We start from the raw sequence: 17233 nt of genomic DNA, 5'->3' as shown, positions 1-17233 counted from the left end.
ATGGAGCAGCATGTTCTGTATTTAGTCCAATAGCCCCAGAGGCACAAATAGAAGGATGTGGAACAGAGGCAGGTTTAACACCAGCTAGTTTGAATACGGTAATTTATGCTACACCATCAGGAGGAACAACACAATACCGTTTCACTTTAACCGATGGAGCAAGCTATAATCAAGTGTACACAACTTCTACAAGAACGTTTAGATTAAGCAACTTTAATGCCTTGTCACCATTGACACCTGGAGGAGTTTATTCTGTAACGGTTGAGACGTTGGTTTACGGATTCTATTACCTTGGAAAAGATTGTAACATTACCGTACCAGGTGGTGGAACTATCATTAAACCAACGGAAGTAGTGAAAGAAACAGTGGCCAGCGAATTACCAACAGAATTCAAAGCAGTTGCTTATCCAAACCCATTTACTACAAGTTTTGCACTTGATGTAAAAACTTCGAACACAGAAACAGTTAGTTTAACTGTGTATGATATGTCTGGAAGACTATTAGAAGTAAAAGAAATAACAGCAAGTGAAATAACCAACTATCAATTTGGAGATCGTTATCCATCTGGAATTTACAACATGGTTGTAACCCAAGGTGAAGAAACGAAAACCGTGAGAGTGGTGAAAAAATAAGTTCTAAAAAATATAGCAGATTAAAAATGCCTCTCTTCACTGAGAGGTATTTTTTAATTTGTGAATTATTCGAATTATTAAACTAATTAAAGTAAGCAAAAGACAGTATGTCACGAAAAGTGAAAATCAAAAATAGTTATGAAAAACATTAAAATCTTAGTCGCTGCATTTTTTATACTATCATCCTTAAACAGTGTTCTGGCACAAGTGGGAATTGGCACAACCAACCCCAATGGTGCATTAGAAATCACTTCGGCAAACGATGGTTTAATAATTCCAAGAGTAGCGTTAGTAAACACAACAACAGTTACCGTTGCAACAGGCACAACCTCAGAGTTGGTATATAACACGGCCACAAACGGCGATGTAACCCCGGGATTCTATTATCTAAGCACGGCTACAGGCCCTTGGATAAGATTAGCCACAGGAGGTTCGGGCTGGCAAATTACAGGAAACACCGATATTGTTAACAATGTCAATTTTATGGGAACTGCTGCCGGAAACGATGTTGATGTTGCTTTTAGAAGAAATAATGTTGCTGCCGGAAGAATTGCAACCACCAGCACCTCGTTTGGTGTTGGAGCCTTGACTGCCGGTGTAGCTTCAAACAGTACTGCCTTTGGAAACAATGCTTTATTACTTAATACCGGAGCCAATAATGTTGCTGTTGGAAACGCAGCATTAGCAGCAAACACTACAGGAATTCAAAACACAGGAGTTGGAAACAGTGCACTAACGTTAAACACCGGAAGTGCCAATTCGGCTTTTGGATTTGAAGCGGTGCGAGGCAACTCTACAGGAAACAACAACACCGGCGTTGGTTTTGAAGCAGTGCGTGGTAACACAACGGCAAGCAACAACACAGGAGTTGGTTTTCAAGCATTAAGAAACAATTTAACTGGTTTTGATAACACTGCAGTTGGTTTTCAAGCTTTGCTTGAAAATAGAACAAATTATAATACTGCTGTGGGAACACAAGCATCAGCCGGTCTTACAACCGGAGGTTCGAATACTTCTATGGGATATCAGGCACATTTTGCCGCAACCACAGGATTTCAAAATGTTGCTATCGGAGAACGGTCACTAGGAAGAAACAATGGTAATGAAAACACCGTAATTGGTTGGGAAGCGATGTTTGGAACTGCTTCAAATGCAGGTCGAAATACAGCGATTGGTTGGCATGCTTTGTTTGCTAATTCCGGTTCAAACAATACCGCAATTGGTTGGAATGCATCGCAAGGTGCCACAACCGCTATCAACAATACTGCCGTGGGTGCCGGATCGTTAAATAATAATGCTACCGGTTCACGTAATACAGCGGTTGGTAGAGATGCCGGTTTTGCGGCAACATCATCCGACGGAACATTTATTGGGTATAATGCAGGTGCCTATTCAACCGGAATTCAAAACACCGCAGTTGGATCGAATGCATTAGATGAAAATGCAGCTACTGCACGCAACGTTGCTATCGGTTATAACGCCTTAACAAGCACTTCCGGCAACAACAACACTGCTGTGGGTCACAGTGCTTTGCAAGCCGTGGCAGGAGGTTCAGGAAATGTGGCTTTAGGTTATCAGGCTGGAATTGCAGAAGCAGGTTCAAATAAATTATACATTACAAATTCAAATACAACCCCAACAAACTCACTAATTTATGGTGAGTTTGCCCCTAACAGAATTCTCCGTACAAACAGCACGTTTCAAATTGGCGACCCGGCGGGAACGGGTTATCAGTTTCCAACGGCTCGTGGTGCAGATACTCAACTATTGCAAACCAATGCAGCAGGTGTATTATCATGGGTAAATGCGAGTTCGTTGACCATTACAGAAACCGATCCGCAAGTAAGTTCTACCGCCAACAATGCTGTACCAAAATGGAATGGCACTGCTCTTGTTGATGGAATTATTAGCGATAACGGAACTACAGTATCCATAGCCGGAAACACCTCTACCACTACTCTTCAAATGACCAATGGTGCTTCGGCAAATTATATTTTGCAAAGTGATGCTGCAGGAAATGCATCGTGGGTTCCTAATCCGTTAACAACCTTGTCTGCCATGCGAATTAGATTGAGTGCCAATCAAGCATTGGGTACAACAGGATGGGAAAAAATAAACTTTGATACTTCGGTATTTGATACAAAATCTGAATTTGCAGGTGGCACTTTTACTGCCGCCACTGCCGGAATCTATCAAGTGAATGCCGGATTTCATACGAACGATCAAAGTAATAATCAATTCTATTCTGTGGGTGTGTATGTAAATGGCACTCTGTATCAAGAAACTACCGGAAACCACCTTGGCAACGGTCCTGTGCATAGAAACATCAACTGTATGGTGAACTTAGCAGCGGGCGGTACTGTGGAAATTTACGTGCAAAACTATGAAACCGCTGTAAACATCGATTCATTTCCGACTAAATCATTCTTTGAAGTTCAACAAATTAGATAACTATACCTGTTCACACTTAGAACACTATAGCAAACGTTCATTTTTTGGAAGCCCTATAAGTAACTTACTTCCAATTTAGTAAACCCGAAACTATTTGACCATGTTGCAGAACATGGTCATCGGGTTTATTTATTTTTGCTTTCTTGTTGTTTTAAAAAGACAATAACCTCTATTCAACATACTGTATTTCATACATTACTCATACACTATCCCTACTTGGGATAGGGCTTTGGTATCTAGGACAAGACACGGATTTTTTTTGGCAGAAACGAAATGGTGTTTCTTTTAAAAAAAATTATTAAATTTGGTTTTTATAATTTTTAATGACTTGCCATGACGACTACAGCTAAAAAACATATTGGCCGCAACATTGCCAAGATACGAGAGATTAAGGGAATAAAGCAGGAAGCTTTGGCAGACTTAATGGGTGTGAGCCAACAGAAAATATCGCAATATGAAAATACGGAGGAGATTGATGATGCAAAACTGGAACCTTTTGCAAAGGCGTTGGGTGTGACGAGTGAGGCGATAAAGAATTTTAGTGACGAAAATGTTATTAATTATTTTGCTAATTTTTATGATAATAGTGCAAATAATGGTTCTATTCATGCTCATAATTGCACGTTCAATCCTCTTGATAAAGTTGTTGAATTATATGAGCGTTTAGTACAAGCCGAAAAAGACAAAGTTGCTTATTTGGAGCAGTTGATGGGAAAGAAGTAATTTGTACTTGAAAATATCTTATATGAGCCTTCCGGATGGGAGGCTTTTTTTGTCCTCCCCCCAGCCCCCTCCGAAGGAGGGGGTGACGTTGCGGATAGGGATTGCGGTTTAGCAATTTGTTCAACGTGCCACTTATTCATGCTTTTTTGTTTTTGTAGGATTACCTGACCTCCTAAATTAAGCAAAGGAGTTGGTGCCGTTGCGGAAAGGTTTTGCTGTTTACTCTTCTGCCAGAGCCATTAAAGTAGTTACACAACCCCTTTTACCCTCTCCAAGACCACAAAAAACCAGTTGAGCAACGTGTAAAAAGGAGTTGACAACCCCAAAAAAGTAGTGATGAACGTGTAAAAAGGGGTTTTGGATAGTTTTTTACGGTAATGCTGCCGATTGCATGTTATTTATGATTTTAAGAAAATTAGTAGGGATTTATTGATATGTGTGGTTATTCAAAATCAAAAATTGATTCAGCTAAATTTGATGAGATTAACGAAATCTTTAGGGAGAAAAAACATGAAGAAGTTTATGGGCATGCATGCATTTACGTTTACAGAGATATTTTGCTGTTTAAAAAGAAATCTAAAGTAATTGGAATTGCTAAACTCTGTTTTGATTGCGATGCAAGTGTAATTATTGGAACTAAAGTGAACACAAATGAATTTGGAATGAATGGTGATTATGAAAAACTGAGAAAGATATTATGGGGGAAGTAACTATGTTGCACCGCTCAACGAAGTCTCCGCACCACCGCTCAACGAAGTCTCACGACTTCGCAGCAAAACAATTTAAACTATTCAACTATTTTCTATCTTTGAAAAAGAAAGTAAAAACGTATGTTATTATCAACCTTACAAATTAAATAAAATGAAAAGAATTACGCTAATTGGTATGCTTTTTATGATTTTTAACTATTCTGAAGCACAAAACGTAAGTTATGGAGCAATTCTTGGATTTAATGCTTATGATATAGAAATAGATGGATCACTAAATGGGGGTGCAGGATATAGTGGTTTGAATTTTGGAGGTTTTGTAGATTATCAGCTTACTAGTAGTTTTGGAGTTAGAGGAAATTTAATCTATACAAGCGTAAAGGAAGACAACTATTACGTACTAAATGGAAATCAAGGTACAGGCTATTTATTTGATGAATCTGAAATTAAATCAATACAACTTCATACACTTTTGCGGTATGATGTTAATAAAGAATATAATAAAGGATTCTACTTAATTGGAGGTTTTAGAATGACAAACATAGTAGATGCTAAATTTGACGGTCAAAAAAATGATACTTTTTATAAAAAAGTAAACTTTGGAGGAATGTTAGGTTTTGGTGTAAATTTTGCCAAACATTTTGGTTTTGAATTTATTCCGGAAATTAATTTAACTAACACACTTGATTCTGAAAATAACAAATCTAAAAACTTTGGAGGATATGTAAACCTAACAATAAATTTAGAATCTATACTTACTAAGTAACCTGCCACTTTGCCGAGCTGCAAAATGTTTTGTCCATTTTAAAGAACGGATTCGTTAAAACAATCATTATCAAAATCAACCTAATTGTAAACTATGCAAACTCGTACTCAACTTTTAACAACTTTAAAAAAGAAATTTAAAAACCACAAAACACCAGCTAAAAATTATGCTGATGAATTGTTGCCAAACATAACCAAATATATATGGTCCACCGAGCCACAATATTATATGGAACTATTGGCATTAGAAAGAGGCAGAATTCCCAAAGGGCGTATTTTAAAATCGGAACCATCAGAACTATATCGATGTTATAAGACAGGCTATGATGTAAACGGAAACGTGCTATATGAAGAATATTGGGGCGGGCATCCGAGCAACGGATATACAAAATTTTTTGTCACGGAAGGCAGTACTACTTATTCTTATACAATAGAACGCAGTGGCGAGTTTGACAAAATAGAATATCTTGAATATTTGAATGGCAAACCGTATCTGTACGGCTGCTATTCCAGACATGCGTCGAAGTTTTCAGATACTTATTTTTATGGCACCGATGGAACGCTTAATCGAATAGAAATGACTCTGGATGGTAGTTTTGAAATGCAGGAAACGGTTTATACTATTGATTATGAAGCTTTGGGATCGATTGAAAAAATTACGCGTATTGATCCGATAAACAGTACGTTTCCAAAAGGTCAAACTTTTGTTATATTTAAAAAAGCAAGTTATTCGGTTAAAGCACTAACTGAAATATTTACTGAAGAAATGCTTGAAGTACTGACTTCAGCAATTGAAAAAAGCACGCATCGTTTTGCTATGATAGCCATTGAAGGAGCTTTTAGTTCAGACGATTGGCTGCCCTTAAAGTTGCATTTTAGCAATGGAGAAAAGGTATTAGAGAACGATACGTTACTTGAAAATTTCATTAATCCGGACACTGTAAGCTATGCAGATATCAATACTCCTAAATTAGAGAATGCCGCACAGCTTTTAATACAAGAGGCTACTATTCAGGAAAAATATGACCTACCGTTTAAATTGTTAAACGATGTGACAAAAAAAGTGAAGCAAAACATAAACAACAAAGAAATTTTGCTAATTTCCGCTGACTTATATGATGATTATAACGAAACAGTAGTATCATTGCTTGAGAGGATTTATTCTAAAAAAGAAGTGAAAAGTATGTTACTTCAATCTAATAAGTGAGAATAAAAAAGGTATATAACATCTGTTTCACGCAATTGTTGCTTAACAGACGAATTAAGAAACTTACAAAATGATAGTTACAAGACAAAATTTAATTCAACTGTGTGACAGATTTCTGAATAACGAGATTAGTAAAGGTGAAATTAAAAGCTTTGCCTCTACGCTAATGTTCTCGGATGAATTAGATTGGGATGATAATGATGAAGTACTATCAGACACAATTTTTGAATGGGACAATGAAGAAATAAATTTTCCTATTAACAAAGTAAATATGTTGCTTTGGAAAAATAGACTTGAAAACAATATTGACAAACTAATTGAGTATAATTTCTGGAATCATCATATTGAAAAACAAAAAGAAATTTGTGATAAATATAATTCAAAGTGGAATCCAATTAATCAGAAATTAAAAGTTGGTATTTCGGTTGATTTGAATAGTGATCCATTAAATGGAATGAGAGAAAAAGCTGAAAATGGAATTACTGGTTGGTATATTTGGTCTGGAGAATTTTCTGAAAAAGATAATTTTTTTAAACCACTTTGTGCAGAACATTTACTTCAAATTAGACCTGAAATAATTAAGTACTTAGGACTTGATGTTGGATATAGATTTTTAATTGACGAAAACGGATATGAAGATATTTGGTTTGATAATAACTTGAAAGATAAATAAATAAAACCCCGCTCTGAGAAGTCTCCCGACTTCGCAGCATAACTACTTAAAGCAGCTATTTTGAGTTTTGACTTTGTTACTATATATTTACAACGTAGTCAAGAAATTTAATAAGTATAACTTGCAACTAACATTACTAAGTAAATGAAGAAAATTTTTTTATTAATCAGTCTTACCATTCTTTTATCTTGTTCAAAGGATGATGATAATAGTCAATATTTTGTACCCCTCCTTAATCAAACTACCATCACTACATGGAAACTAATTAGTATTACAGACGATTTAGGTAACGAAATAGCAAATGAATGTGAACTTGAACACGGAAAAATAATTGTTGAAAGCGGATTAGATAGTGATAATTTTTTTAGAACTATAGTAACTATTACAGATGGTAAATTTGAAAATCAAACATGTGATAGTATCACTACTAATTTTACTAGTTGGAATAGGGATAATAATTCTTTATCCATGCGATTACCAAATGGAGACAGAAGTTTTTATGAATATGAAGAAACTTTTGAAAATGAAATTCTATATATGTCAATTACATTACTTTATACTGAAGATAGAGATTCCGGGATTATTGATGAAGAGGAAGAATTAATAACTTATAATTACATTAGAGAAAGTATTGAGTTTTAGAGTAATGATTTAGAACAGTAAGATAAAATTATAACCTATGATAAAAAACATTTTTAGCCAAGAAGTAACCAACGAATTAATTAACAGAATTAATCAAATCGCCCCTACCCAGCAACCATTGTGGGGCAAAATGAGTGCCGACCAGGTGTTGGCTCATTGCAATGTTCCTTATTCGTATACGTTTGAACCCGAAAAGTTTAAAAAACCCGGTTTTTTAATGGGATTTATGTTAAAAACTTTCGTTAAAAAAATGGTGACTGGCGAAAAACCTTATCCAAAAAACAGTCGCACTGCTCCTGAATTTGTTATGGTTGGTTCAAAAGATTTTGAAGTAGAAAAAGCAAAACTCATTGCCAACATTCAAAAATGTCAACAACTGGGCGAATCGTATTTTGAAGGAAAAGAAAACCACTCGTTTGGCAAAATGAACTCCAAGGAATGGAACGTTTTATTTTACAAACATTTGGATCATCATTTAACACAATTTGGAGTTTAAAAATATACTGTAACCATTTATAGAATTACAAACCATGAAGAACCTTTATGCTTTACTAGTTTGTTTTTTACTTCTCGCCTGTCAAAACAATGCTCAACCGCTGGACCCAATTCCAACACACGATTCGTTTACCATTGAATCGAAAATACTTAGTGAAACCCGAACTATTAATGTTTGGATTCCTTTAAATTATAAAACAAGTACTGATTCACTTACTGTTTTATATATGCCTGATGGAGGTGTAAAAGAAGATTTTCCTCATATTGCCAATACGTTGGCAGAACTAATTGAAAGTAAACGCATTAAACCGGTTATTTTGGTTGGTATTGAAAACACAGTGCGTCGCAGAGACCTTTCGGGCCCAACCGAAGTGGAAGAAGACAAGAAAATTGCTCCCGTTATTGGCGGTGCAGAAAAGTTTAGAGCTTTTATTGATCAAGAACTATTTCCTGAAATTAATAAACGCTACCGAACCAACTCTGAAAAAGGAATCATTGGCGAATCGTTAGCCGGACTTTTTATTGTAGAAACGCTTTTTACAAATCCTGATATGTTTGATTTTTACATTGCAATGGATCCTTCACTATGGTGGAATAATCAACTTTTGGTAAAAACTGCTAAGACCAACTTGGCTCAATTTCCTGCATCTTCAAAACGGTTTTGGTTTGCGGGTTCCAGTGCCAAAGACATCTCAAAACACACGAAAGAACTGGCCAAAATTCTTGGATCAGAAAACCCAAAAAATCTACTTTGGAACTATTCTAACGAACCCAAGGAAAAACACCATACAATCTATCGTGCCACGAAAGAGAAGGCGTTGGTTTGGGCATTGGGGAATTAATGGGTAATTTTTAAATGTGCCAATTTGCCAATTTGTCGATGGGATAATTGAAATGTAAGGTAATTGGTGTTTTATAAAAAAGGTTCACGTAAAAAAAGTTCATACTTGCAAAGTTTTTTTGTGAACAATTTTAAGTTAATTAAATTATGAAAAATATATATTTACTGCTATCCACATTATTCCTATTCTTAACTTTATCGTGTTCCGATGATGATAAAGTTCGCTGTGTCGATTTAAACATTCAAGGTCAGGATGATCCGCAACCATGTGAATATTATGCAGCTCAGCTTAATTGTAGTTGTGATTAATAGCTGAATAATGGATGATATTTGTTTCCCAAAAAGAACAAGAGCGACAAAACTCAAACGTGGAGTGTCGCTCTCGTCAACCTAACCAATAAATAAACAAACTTTATATAAACAACTAAAACTTAGTTGGCAATGTATTTTTCGTAGTCTTTTGTTTTAACTCTTGCTTTTAAATCGTGAAGCAAATTATATAAACCAAAGAACGTTCTGTTAATGTATAAAAAGTGTTTTGAACCTCTGTTTCCGTTCATTTTTCGCAATTGCGTGTCTTTCGAGAACTCCTCGCCCATTTTGGCAATGTTTCCAAAGAATTCTTCATCCGAAAAATCAAAGAAATCACCGTGAAACGGTTGCGTAAACAAACTCAACAACTGATGAAACAGTTTGGTGAAATACTCAATTTCTTTTGGCGAATCATCGGTTCGCAGTATTTCTAATTCAAATAACTTTTCATTAAATAATTTTGGGTTACCTATTATTTCCGGACGAGCCAATTCAAAATACGGCACATAAAATTCTTCCGGAACTTGTTTGATGCAACCAAAATCAATCGCAATTAAATTCGCTTCCTTATCAATTAAAAAATTTCCCGGATGCGGATCGGCGTGCACTTGTTTTAAATGATGCATCTGGTACATATAAAAATCCCATAACGCTTGACCTAACTTATCGCCTTTTTCACGATCTGAATTGTGAGCCGTAAACTCCGACAAATGTTCGCCTTCCATCCAATCCATTGTCAAAATTCTTTTCGACGACAATTCTTCATAATATTTCGGAAAACGCAAATTCGGAATCATCGCACACGCTTCGGCAATAAATTTTCCTTGCTTTAACTCCAAATCATAATCCGTTTCTTCCATTAATTTATGCTCAACCTCCTTGAAATATTTCTCAGAATCTTTTCCTTGGAGGTTGAACATCTTAATAGCAAAAGGTTTCACAATTGCCAAGTCTGAACTAATACTTTCCGCTACGCCCGGATATTGAATTTTCACAGCAAGATTTTTCCCATCCTTTGCGGCTTTGTGCACCTGACCGATGCTGGCCGCATTAATTGAATCAGGCGTAAACGAATCGTATAGTTGTTCAGGATATTTTCCCAAATAATTTTTAAATGTCTTTCTCACCAACGGAGCACTCAACGGCGGCACCGAAAATTGTGCTAGCGAAAACTTTTCCACATACGCTTTTGGCATAATGTTTTTCTCCATGCTCAGCATTTGAGCCACTTTTAACGCACTTCCTTTCAAATTTTTGAGTCCGTCATAAATATCCTCTGCATTGCTCTCGTTCAATTTATCTTTTGTCAAACTCGGATTCACCACTTTTTCGCCATAATAGGCAATGTAGTTTCCTCCTACTTTCAAACCGGTTTTCACCAATTGTCCGGCACGTTCAATTTTGTTGGTTGGTATTTTGTCTAATGTTTTCATATTTTTTTTGGGCGTGCCCACAAGGGTCGGGCTATCCGCTGCATCCCGATAGCTATCGGGATCTTTCGTCGTTCATCCTCTTTCCGGGCTTTCCGCTTCTATCCCTCACGCGAGTGAGTGCTATTAATTAAATTTTTCTTTCCAAACAAATTTTCCAAAATCCAATAAACTATCTAATGGAGTGGTGTCCAAGACATCAAAAGTAGCTTTCACTGCTTTTTCAATCATCACATCAGTTTTTTCAAATCCTTTGGAAGTATCATCCAACCAAAATTTCAATATAAATAAGAACTCAACCCAAGCACCTTCAACATAAAGCGGTTTTGCAATCTTATTGACTTTAAAATCCTCTTCCGAAGTTTGCGTGTTTATCATATCTACGATAAAACTTTTAAAATGGTTTCGAAATGTTTTCAATTGTTGCAAATTTTTCAACATATTCTTTTCTTCTTTCAATGAAAACACGACATAACTTCTATTTAATGTCAGTATTTCAATCAACGAAAAATATAAGGTGAGTAATTTATTTTTGTTTGAATATGTCAAATAATTCTCATCTGCTTCGATAGTGTTTTTTACATTATCAAAAAATTTCACCCAGATATCTTGCTTCAAGGCTTCCAACGAACCATAGAAAGCATAAAAATCACTTTCAACAATTTTATTCTCTTGACAAAACAAGTATACATTTTTAGGTTCAGCATTGTGTTGCAACACCTGATCCATGTAAATGCTTATAATTTCATCGTCGGTAATTGGCTTTTTCTTTGCTGCTGCTTTCTTAGTTGCTGTCATTATTGGTCATAATTTATTGATTGTAAAGATACTGCTTTGTTTAACTTTTTTCAAAATTATTTAAACAAAATATTTGTTAAAGTTTTTTCAAAAAAAAAGACCATCAAATTGATGGTCTTTTAATTACTCTGAATGAGATTATTAGTTTTTCACTTCTTGCTCAGCTTCTTGAATCATTTTTTCGTTGGCAGTAATCGTAAATTCAACACGACGGTTTTTGCTTCTACCTTCTACAGTTTCATTAGAAGCAATTGGGTCGTTTGGTCCCATTCCTTTAGTTTTAAAACGAGCAGAGGCTAAACCTTTTCCAACTAGATAACTTCTTACAGATGCTGCACGATCTTCAGACAATTTTTGATTAAATTCTAATCTACCTGTGCTGTCAGTATATCCGTAAACAACAATATCTGTATCTGCATAACTTTGTAAAACAGGAACAATTTTATCTAAATTTGCTTTGGCTGTAGCAGTTAAAACAGATTTAGAGGTTTCAAAATTCACTGAATTTTCACCTAAAACCAATACAATACCTTCTTCAACTCTGTTAACTTCTGCACCTGGCAAAGCTTGTTCAATTTCTCTTGCTTGCTTATCCATTTTATTACCGATAATTCCACCGGCTGCACCACCAACAACTCCACCAATCACAGCACCAAGAGCTGTATTTCCACCTTTTCCAAGGTTATTTCCTAAAATACCACCAATCACCGCTCCGGCTGCAACACCAATTCCGGCACCTCGTTGTGTGTTATTCGTATTTTTTGCTGCTTCACAACCTGTAAAAAGTGTACCCAATGCAAAAGATGCAACGATACTTATTGAAATAATTTTTTTCATATTCTGTTCTATTAAATTAATTTATTTTTTGAAATTGATACACCACATCGGTCATTGAATTTCCTACGCTAATTCTATCCACTAACTGAAATGAATTTTCAGTTTGATTGGCTACTTTGAGCACATAACCTTCTTTCACTTTTTTCGCTTTTTCACCGGCATTCAACACTTTCATGACAAAATTTCCATCTTTGTTTACAAACCATGTAATTGGCGAACTAAAAGCCGGACAACCCTCTTTTGTTAAAGCCATGTCACCTTTATTGTTGTTGGAAACAAATTTCCAAGTACTTCCGACAAAACATTGTGAGTCGGCCAAATCAAACGAATTCACTTTAATGTATTCTGACCCGGGATAATTAACGGATGCAATTACCCAATTTCCTTTCATGCCAGCTTCGGTCTTGTTATCCAACTTAGTGGCAGTGTTTGTTTTACAGGAAAAAAACAAAACGGACAACATACTGATAAAAATTATTTTTCTCATTTTCTACTAATTTAAATGTTAGTGCTACAAAGATACTTCCATTTTTTCCAAATAAAATTATATAATTCCCACTTTCTATTGTCAAATTAATTCTACATTTCATAACCAATTATTTCTACGTCAATTTGTCATATCTTCACAAATGGTATTGCTTTTGCTTATTGAGAAACCAATAATGTTTAACTTAAAATTCAAAATATGACAACCGGAAAAATTAATGTTTCTGTAGAAAACATCTTTCCTTTAATTAAAAAGTTTTTATACAGTGATCACGAAATTTTTCTTCGTGAATTAGTGTCAAATGCAACAGATGCTACTTTAAAACTAAAACACTTAACCAGTATTGGTGAAGCCAAAGTGGAATATGGCAACCCAAAAATTGAAGTAAAAATCGATAAGGAAAACAAAAAATTACACATTATCGATCAAGGTTTGGGTATGACAGCCGAAGAGGTTGAAAAATACATCAACCAAGTGGCTTTTTCAGGTGCCGAAGAATTTTTAGAAAAATACAAAGATTCTGCCAAAGATTCAGGTATCATCGGACATTTTGGACTTGGATTTTATTCTGCTTTTATGGTCTCTTCAAAAGTAGAAATCATCACAAAATCGTTCAAAGATGAACCGGCCGCTCATTGGACGTGTGATGGAAGTCCGGAATTTACCTTAGTTCCAAGCGATAAAACTGAACGAGGAACAGAAATCATCCTTCATATTGCTGAAGATTCATTAGAATTTTTAGAAGAATTTAAAATCCGTGAATTGTTGAAAAAATACAACAAATTCATGCCGGTGCCAATTAAATTCGGAACTAAAAAAGAAACACTTCCAAAACCGGAAGATGCTCCTGAAGATTTCAAAGCAGAAGAAATTGAGGTTGATAACATCATCAACAACCCAACTCCGGCTTGGACAAAAGCTCCAACGGAATTGAAAGACGAAGATTATAAAGAATTTTACAGAGAATTGTATCCAATGCAATTTGAAGATCCGTTGTTCAGCATTCATTTGAACGTGGATTATCCGTTTAATTTGACCGGAATTTTATATTTCCCAAAAATGTCGGCGGATTTACAAATCCAAAAAGACAAAATTCAATTATACCAAAATCAGGTGTATGTAACGGATAATGTGGAAGGAATTGTTCCTGAATTTCTAGTGATGCTTCGTGGAGTGATTGATTCGCCGGATATTCCGTTAAATGTTTCACGTTCTTATTTGCAATCGGATGGAAATGTGAAAAAGATTTCAAACTACATTACTCGAAAAGTAGCAGATAAATTGAAATCTTTATTCAACGAAAACCGTGAAGATTTTGAACAAAAATGGAATGACATCAAAATTGTGTTGGAATACGGAATGCTTTCGGAAGACAAATTCTATGAAAAAGCGGGAGATTTTGTTTTATATCCTACAGTTGATGATAAATTTTTCACATTAGCAGAATTAAAAGACAAACTAGCAACCAATCAAACGGACAAAAACGGAAAATTAGTGGTTTTATATGCTTCCAATAAAGAAGCTCAACACGGTTACATTGACATTGCAAGAGAAAAAGGTTACGAAGTACTATTGTTAGACAGCCCAATCGTATCGCATTTGATTCAAAAATTAGAAGCCGATAATGAAAACTTGACTTTTGTTCGTGTAGATTCGGATCATATTGACAAATTGATTCAGAAAGACGACACGCAAATTTCAAAGTTATCGGAAGAAGAATCAGCTAAACTGAAAACAGTTTTAGAGGAATTGGTTCCAAAAGCAACGTACACCGTTCAGTTGGAAGCCATGGATAGTAATGCTGCACCGTTTATGATTACGCAACCGGAATTTATGCGTCGAATGAAAGAAATGAGTCAGTCCGGCGGTGGCGGAATGTTTGGTATGGGTAACTTCCCGGAAATGTATAATTTGGTGGTTAATACCAATTCTAATTTAGCCACAACCATTCTTTCCACAGAAGACAAATCGGCTCAGGAACATTTAGTAAAACAAGCAATGGACTTAGCCAAAATCTCGCAAGGATTATTGAAAGGCGAGGAATTGACTGCTTTTGTGAAGAGGAGTTTTGAGATGATAAAGTAGTATTAAGATTGGAGTATTAAGTATTAAGACGGAAGTATTAAGTATTAAGACGGAAGTATTAAGTATTAAGATTGGAGTATTAAGTATTAAGACTGAACCTGTGAGTGAAAACTTGCAGGTTTTTTTATTACAATATTTTACGATATTTAACGTATTGTAATATTAAGTCTTTTTAAAAATGAAATATATTATTGCTTTCTGCTATTTTTTATCGACATCGTATGCTTTTTCTCAGTATGGAATTTCAAGAGTTAGAGAATTTAGTTATGATTTTGATAAAAATAGTTCTTTGGATAAAGCTTATTGTACTTTAGAAAAAGGTGAAGGGTACTCTTCCTTACAAATAACAATTTATTTTTATAATGAAAATGAAATAATTAAGGAATGTAATTCAAAAAAATTAATTTTTGAATCAGTTAATTTAGAGAATTTTTCAGAACAATTTTACCTAGCAATTTTTGGGCATAAAGAAGAAGACAATTCAATTGAACTACTTTTTCACCGAAATAAAATTGGCTATTACTTTAGTTTCGTTTATGACAATTATGATTTTGACTTACTTTATTATAATGAAAATGATAAAAATGATTATTTTAGGTATTTTAGACAGATCGACTTTCGAGATAAAAAAATTTACATAAATAAAGTAGATCCGGAATCAAATGAAAATTTATTTTATAACTTTCCATATCTAAAAAATAGTATTCCAAAATTATCTGATTTTGAATTTGGCTCATTTATATGGCCTAGTGTGAAATAAAATTTTAAAACTTTGATCACAGTTGCTTCAGAAAGTAATTTTCAATTTAAATGTTGAATGTTGAACAAAGATTAACGAACTTTGAACTCGAAACCCGCAACTTTAAACCCGCAACCTCACTATGACCCTAACCATCGACACTCCCGCCCTACTCTTTTCCGCAACTTCGTTGATATTATTAGCGTATACCAATCGTTTTTTAACCATTGCTCAAATTGTACGTGGTTTAAAAAAGACGTATGACGAAAAAGAGAACAAAAGCATTTTGATTGAAATTGCGAATTTAAACCTAAGGTTAACGTTGATTCGTTATATGCAATTGGCCGGTGTGTTGAGTTTGTTTTTGTCGGTTTTTGCGATGCTGGTTTTGTTTTTTGAATACCAATTACCGGGTATAATTTTATTTGGAGGAAGTTTATTGGCTTTACTGATTTCGTTAGGAATTTCATTTTGGGAAATTAGTATTTCTGTGAAAGCGTTGCGAGTGCATTTGAAGGATTTAGTGGATAAGAATTAAATAATTGAAAGTACTAATTGATTAACTTAAAGTAAGTGTTTTAGCTCTGTATATCAACTCATTAGATATAAAAATAAAAAGGCCAAAAGAATGTTTACTTTCAGCCTTTTCTGCAATAACTAACAACTAATTACCGGGGCTAAACGGCAAAGAAGATTTATGCACAATAATTCTTAATTTACCGTCTTTCCCTTTTCTGAAAACCCACGTTTTATCTACCATCACTTCGTTACCGTCTTTATCTGTTACCCAAACATTTCCCATTGTAATGGCTACTGAACCATAGATTTGAATTCCTTCATTTTTCTCTCCGGCATTATCATAACGAGCCTTTACCCATGGTTTTAAAGCAAAACCTTTGTCGTTTGGAAATTCCGAATCACCACCCACAAAATAAGCCAAAGCACCTTGCTTTGTGTTTCTGAAGGTTTGGTCACCAAAAGCTAAAGTTGGCTTAAAAAATACTTTTCCGTTATCGTAATTATAAGCGTCTGACAAAACTTGTTCTGCAAAAGCTTTGTAATCACCCCCTTCTTCTTTTAATTTACCAATTTTAACCAAAGCATCACACCAAGCTTGTTGAGCAGCGTTCACTTCTTCATAGGTTATGATGTTTTGAGCACCTTCTTCTACATATACCAAACCTAAATCGTCTATTACTTTTTGAACTTGTTCACTGGTTTGTGTAACTGTATTTTGTGCTTCTTCTTTCACTTTTTCCGTCATTTGATTGCACGAGGTTATTAAAAATCCAAATGCGGCTACTGTTGTTACGATTATTTTTTTCATGATTTTACAATTATTTATTATTTGATTGTTTTTAATTTGTTCTTAGCTTGCTTTACTCTTGCCATAGTTTAAAATTTATATG

The 17233-nt window shown here is 34.8% G+C and carries 18 protein-coding genes; 13 read left to right on the top strand and 5 right to left on the bottom strand.

The window, feature by feature from the left end:
* From AC23MC_RS04710 to AC23MC_RS04665, 10 genes are all read left to right on the top strand, one after another.
* Positions 1 to 632 (top strand): T9SS type A sorting domain-containing protein (locus AC23MC_RS04710; RefSeq protein ID WP_487567262.1); only part of this gene is annotated, 632 nt, incomplete at its 5' end.
* 138 nt (positions 633 to 770) lie between these two features.
* Positions 771 to 3083 (top strand): beta strand repeat-containing protein, encoded by a 2313-nt coding sequence (locus tag AC23MC_RS04705; protein WP_487567261.1) that lies wholly within the window; start codon positions 771 to 773, stop codon positions 3081 to 3083.
* 333 nt (positions 3084 to 3416) lie between these two features.
* On the top strand, positions 3417 to 3806 hold the full coding sequence (locus AC23MC_RS04700) for a helix-turn-helix domain-containing protein (RefSeq protein WP_487567260.1): 390 nt from the start codon (positions 3417 to 3419) through the stop codon (positions 3804 to 3806).
* A gap of 434 nt (positions 3807 to 4240) precedes the next feature.
* Positions 4241 to 4516, top strand: a complete 276-nt coding sequence (locus AC23MC_RS04695) for a hypothetical protein (protein WP_487567259.1) — start codon at positions 4241 to 4243, stop codon at positions 4514 to 4516.
* 151 nt (positions 4517 to 4667) lie between these two features.
* The gene (locus AC23MC_RS04690) at positions 4668 to 5279 is read left to right on the top strand and encodes a porin family protein (protein ID WP_487567258.1); all 612 of its coding nucleotides are present in this window, start codon (positions 4668 to 4670) and stop codon (positions 5277 to 5279) included.
* A gap of 93 nt (positions 5280 to 5372) precedes the next feature.
* The gene (locus AC23MC_RS04685; protein ID WP_487567257.1) at positions 5373 to 6485 is read left to right on the top strand and encodes a hypothetical protein; all 1113 of its coding nucleotides are present in this window, start codon (positions 5373 to 5375) and stop codon (positions 6483 to 6485) included.
* Between the two features lie 70 nt (positions 6486 to 6555).
* Entirely contained in the window at positions 6556 to 7158 is a 603-nt protein-coding gene (locus AC23MC_RS04680) for an immunity protein Imm33 domain-containing protein (RefSeq protein ID WP_487567256.1), read from the top strand.
* A 144-nt stretch (positions 7159 to 7302) separates the two neighbouring features.
* Complete coding sequence (locus tag AC23MC_RS04675; protein ID WP_487567255.1) at positions 7303 to 7800, top strand: hypothetical protein; 498 nt, start codon at positions 7303 to 7305, stop codon at positions 7798 to 7800.
* A 37-nt stretch (positions 7801 to 7837) separates the two neighbouring features.
* Entirely contained in the window at positions 7838 to 8296 is a 459-nt protein-coding gene (locus AC23MC_RS04670; RefSeq protein ID WP_487567254.1) for a DUF1569 domain-containing protein, read from the top strand.
* A gap of 34 nt (positions 8297 to 8330) precedes the next feature.
* On the top strand, positions 8331 to 9137 hold the full coding sequence (locus AC23MC_RS04665) for an alpha/beta hydrolase (RefSeq protein WP_487567253.1): 807 nt from the start codon (positions 8331 to 8333) through the stop codon (positions 9135 to 9137).
* Between the two features lie 430 nt (positions 9138 to 9567).
* On the opposite strand, the gene AC23MC_RS04660 is transcribed toward AC23MC_RS04665, so the two are convergent.
* The 4 genes from AC23MC_RS04660 to AC23MC_RS04645 all read right to left on the bottom strand — a co-directional run bounded on the left by AC23MC_RS04660 (position 9568) and on the right by AC23MC_RS04645 (position 13000).
* Positions 9568 to 10881: an ABC1 kinase family protein gene (locus tag AC23MC_RS04660; RefSeq protein ID WP_487567252.1), complete on the bottom strand. Its 1314-nt coding sequence runs from the start codon at positions 10879 to 10881 to the stop codon at positions 9568 to 9570.
* Positions 10882 to 11004: 123 nt separating this feature from the next.
* Entirely contained in the window at positions 11005 to 11676 is a 672-nt protein-coding gene (locus tag AC23MC_RS04655) for a TetR family transcriptional regulator C-terminal domain-containing protein (protein WP_487567251.1), read from the bottom strand.
* 141 nt (positions 11677 to 11817) lie between these two features.
* On the bottom strand, positions 11818 to 12513 hold the full coding sequence (locus AC23MC_RS04650; RefSeq protein ID WP_487567250.1) for a YiaD family glycine zipper/OmpA-like lipoprotein: 696 nt from the start codon (positions 12511 to 12513) through the stop codon (positions 11818 to 11820).
* Positions 12514 to 12529: 16 nt separating this feature from the next.
* Positions 12530 to 13000 (bottom strand): hypothetical protein, encoded by a 471-nt coding sequence (locus AC23MC_RS04645; RefSeq protein ID WP_487567249.1) that lies wholly within the window; start codon positions 12998 to 13000, stop codon positions 12530 to 12532.
* 198 nt (positions 13001 to 13198) lie between these two features.
* On the opposite strand from AC23MC_RS04645, the gene htpG reads away from it, so the two are divergent.
* The 3 genes from htpG to AC23MC_RS04630 all read left to right on the top strand — a co-directional run bounded on the left by htpG (position 13199) and on the right by AC23MC_RS04630 (position 16362).
* On the top strand, positions 13199 to 15085 hold the full coding sequence (gene htpG / locus AC23MC_RS04640; RefSeq protein WP_487567248.1) for a molecular chaperone HtpG: 1887 nt from the start codon (positions 13199 to 13201) through the stop codon (positions 15083 to 15085).
* A 178-nt stretch (positions 15086 to 15263) separates the two neighbouring features.
* Entirely contained in the window at positions 15264 to 15845 is a 582-nt protein-coding gene (locus AC23MC_RS04635; protein ID WP_487567247.1) for a hypothetical protein, read from the top strand.
* 121 nt (positions 15846 to 15966) lie between these two features.
* Positions 15967 to 16362, top strand: coding sequence for a DUF2721 domain-containing protein (locus AC23MC_RS04630; protein ID WP_487567246.1), 396 nt, complete (start codon positions 15967 to 15969; stop codon positions 16360 to 16362).
* 126 nt (positions 16363 to 16488) lie between these two features.
* Here AC23MC_RS04630 and AC23MC_RS04625 read toward each other — a convergent pair whose 3' ends face one another.
* Positions 16489 to 17151 carry a hypothetical protein gene (locus AC23MC_RS04625; RefSeq protein ID WP_487567245.1) on the bottom strand — a complete coding sequence of 221 codons (663 nt, stop codon included), beginning with the start codon at positions 17149 to 17151 and terminating at the stop codon, positions 16489 to 16491.
* Positions 17152 to 17233: the final 82 nt, after the last annotated feature.

The sequence above is a fragment of the Flavobacterium sp. T50_26 genome, from assembly GCF_057652995.1.
This window is presented reverse-complemented; position numbering and strand designations above follow the sequence as displayed.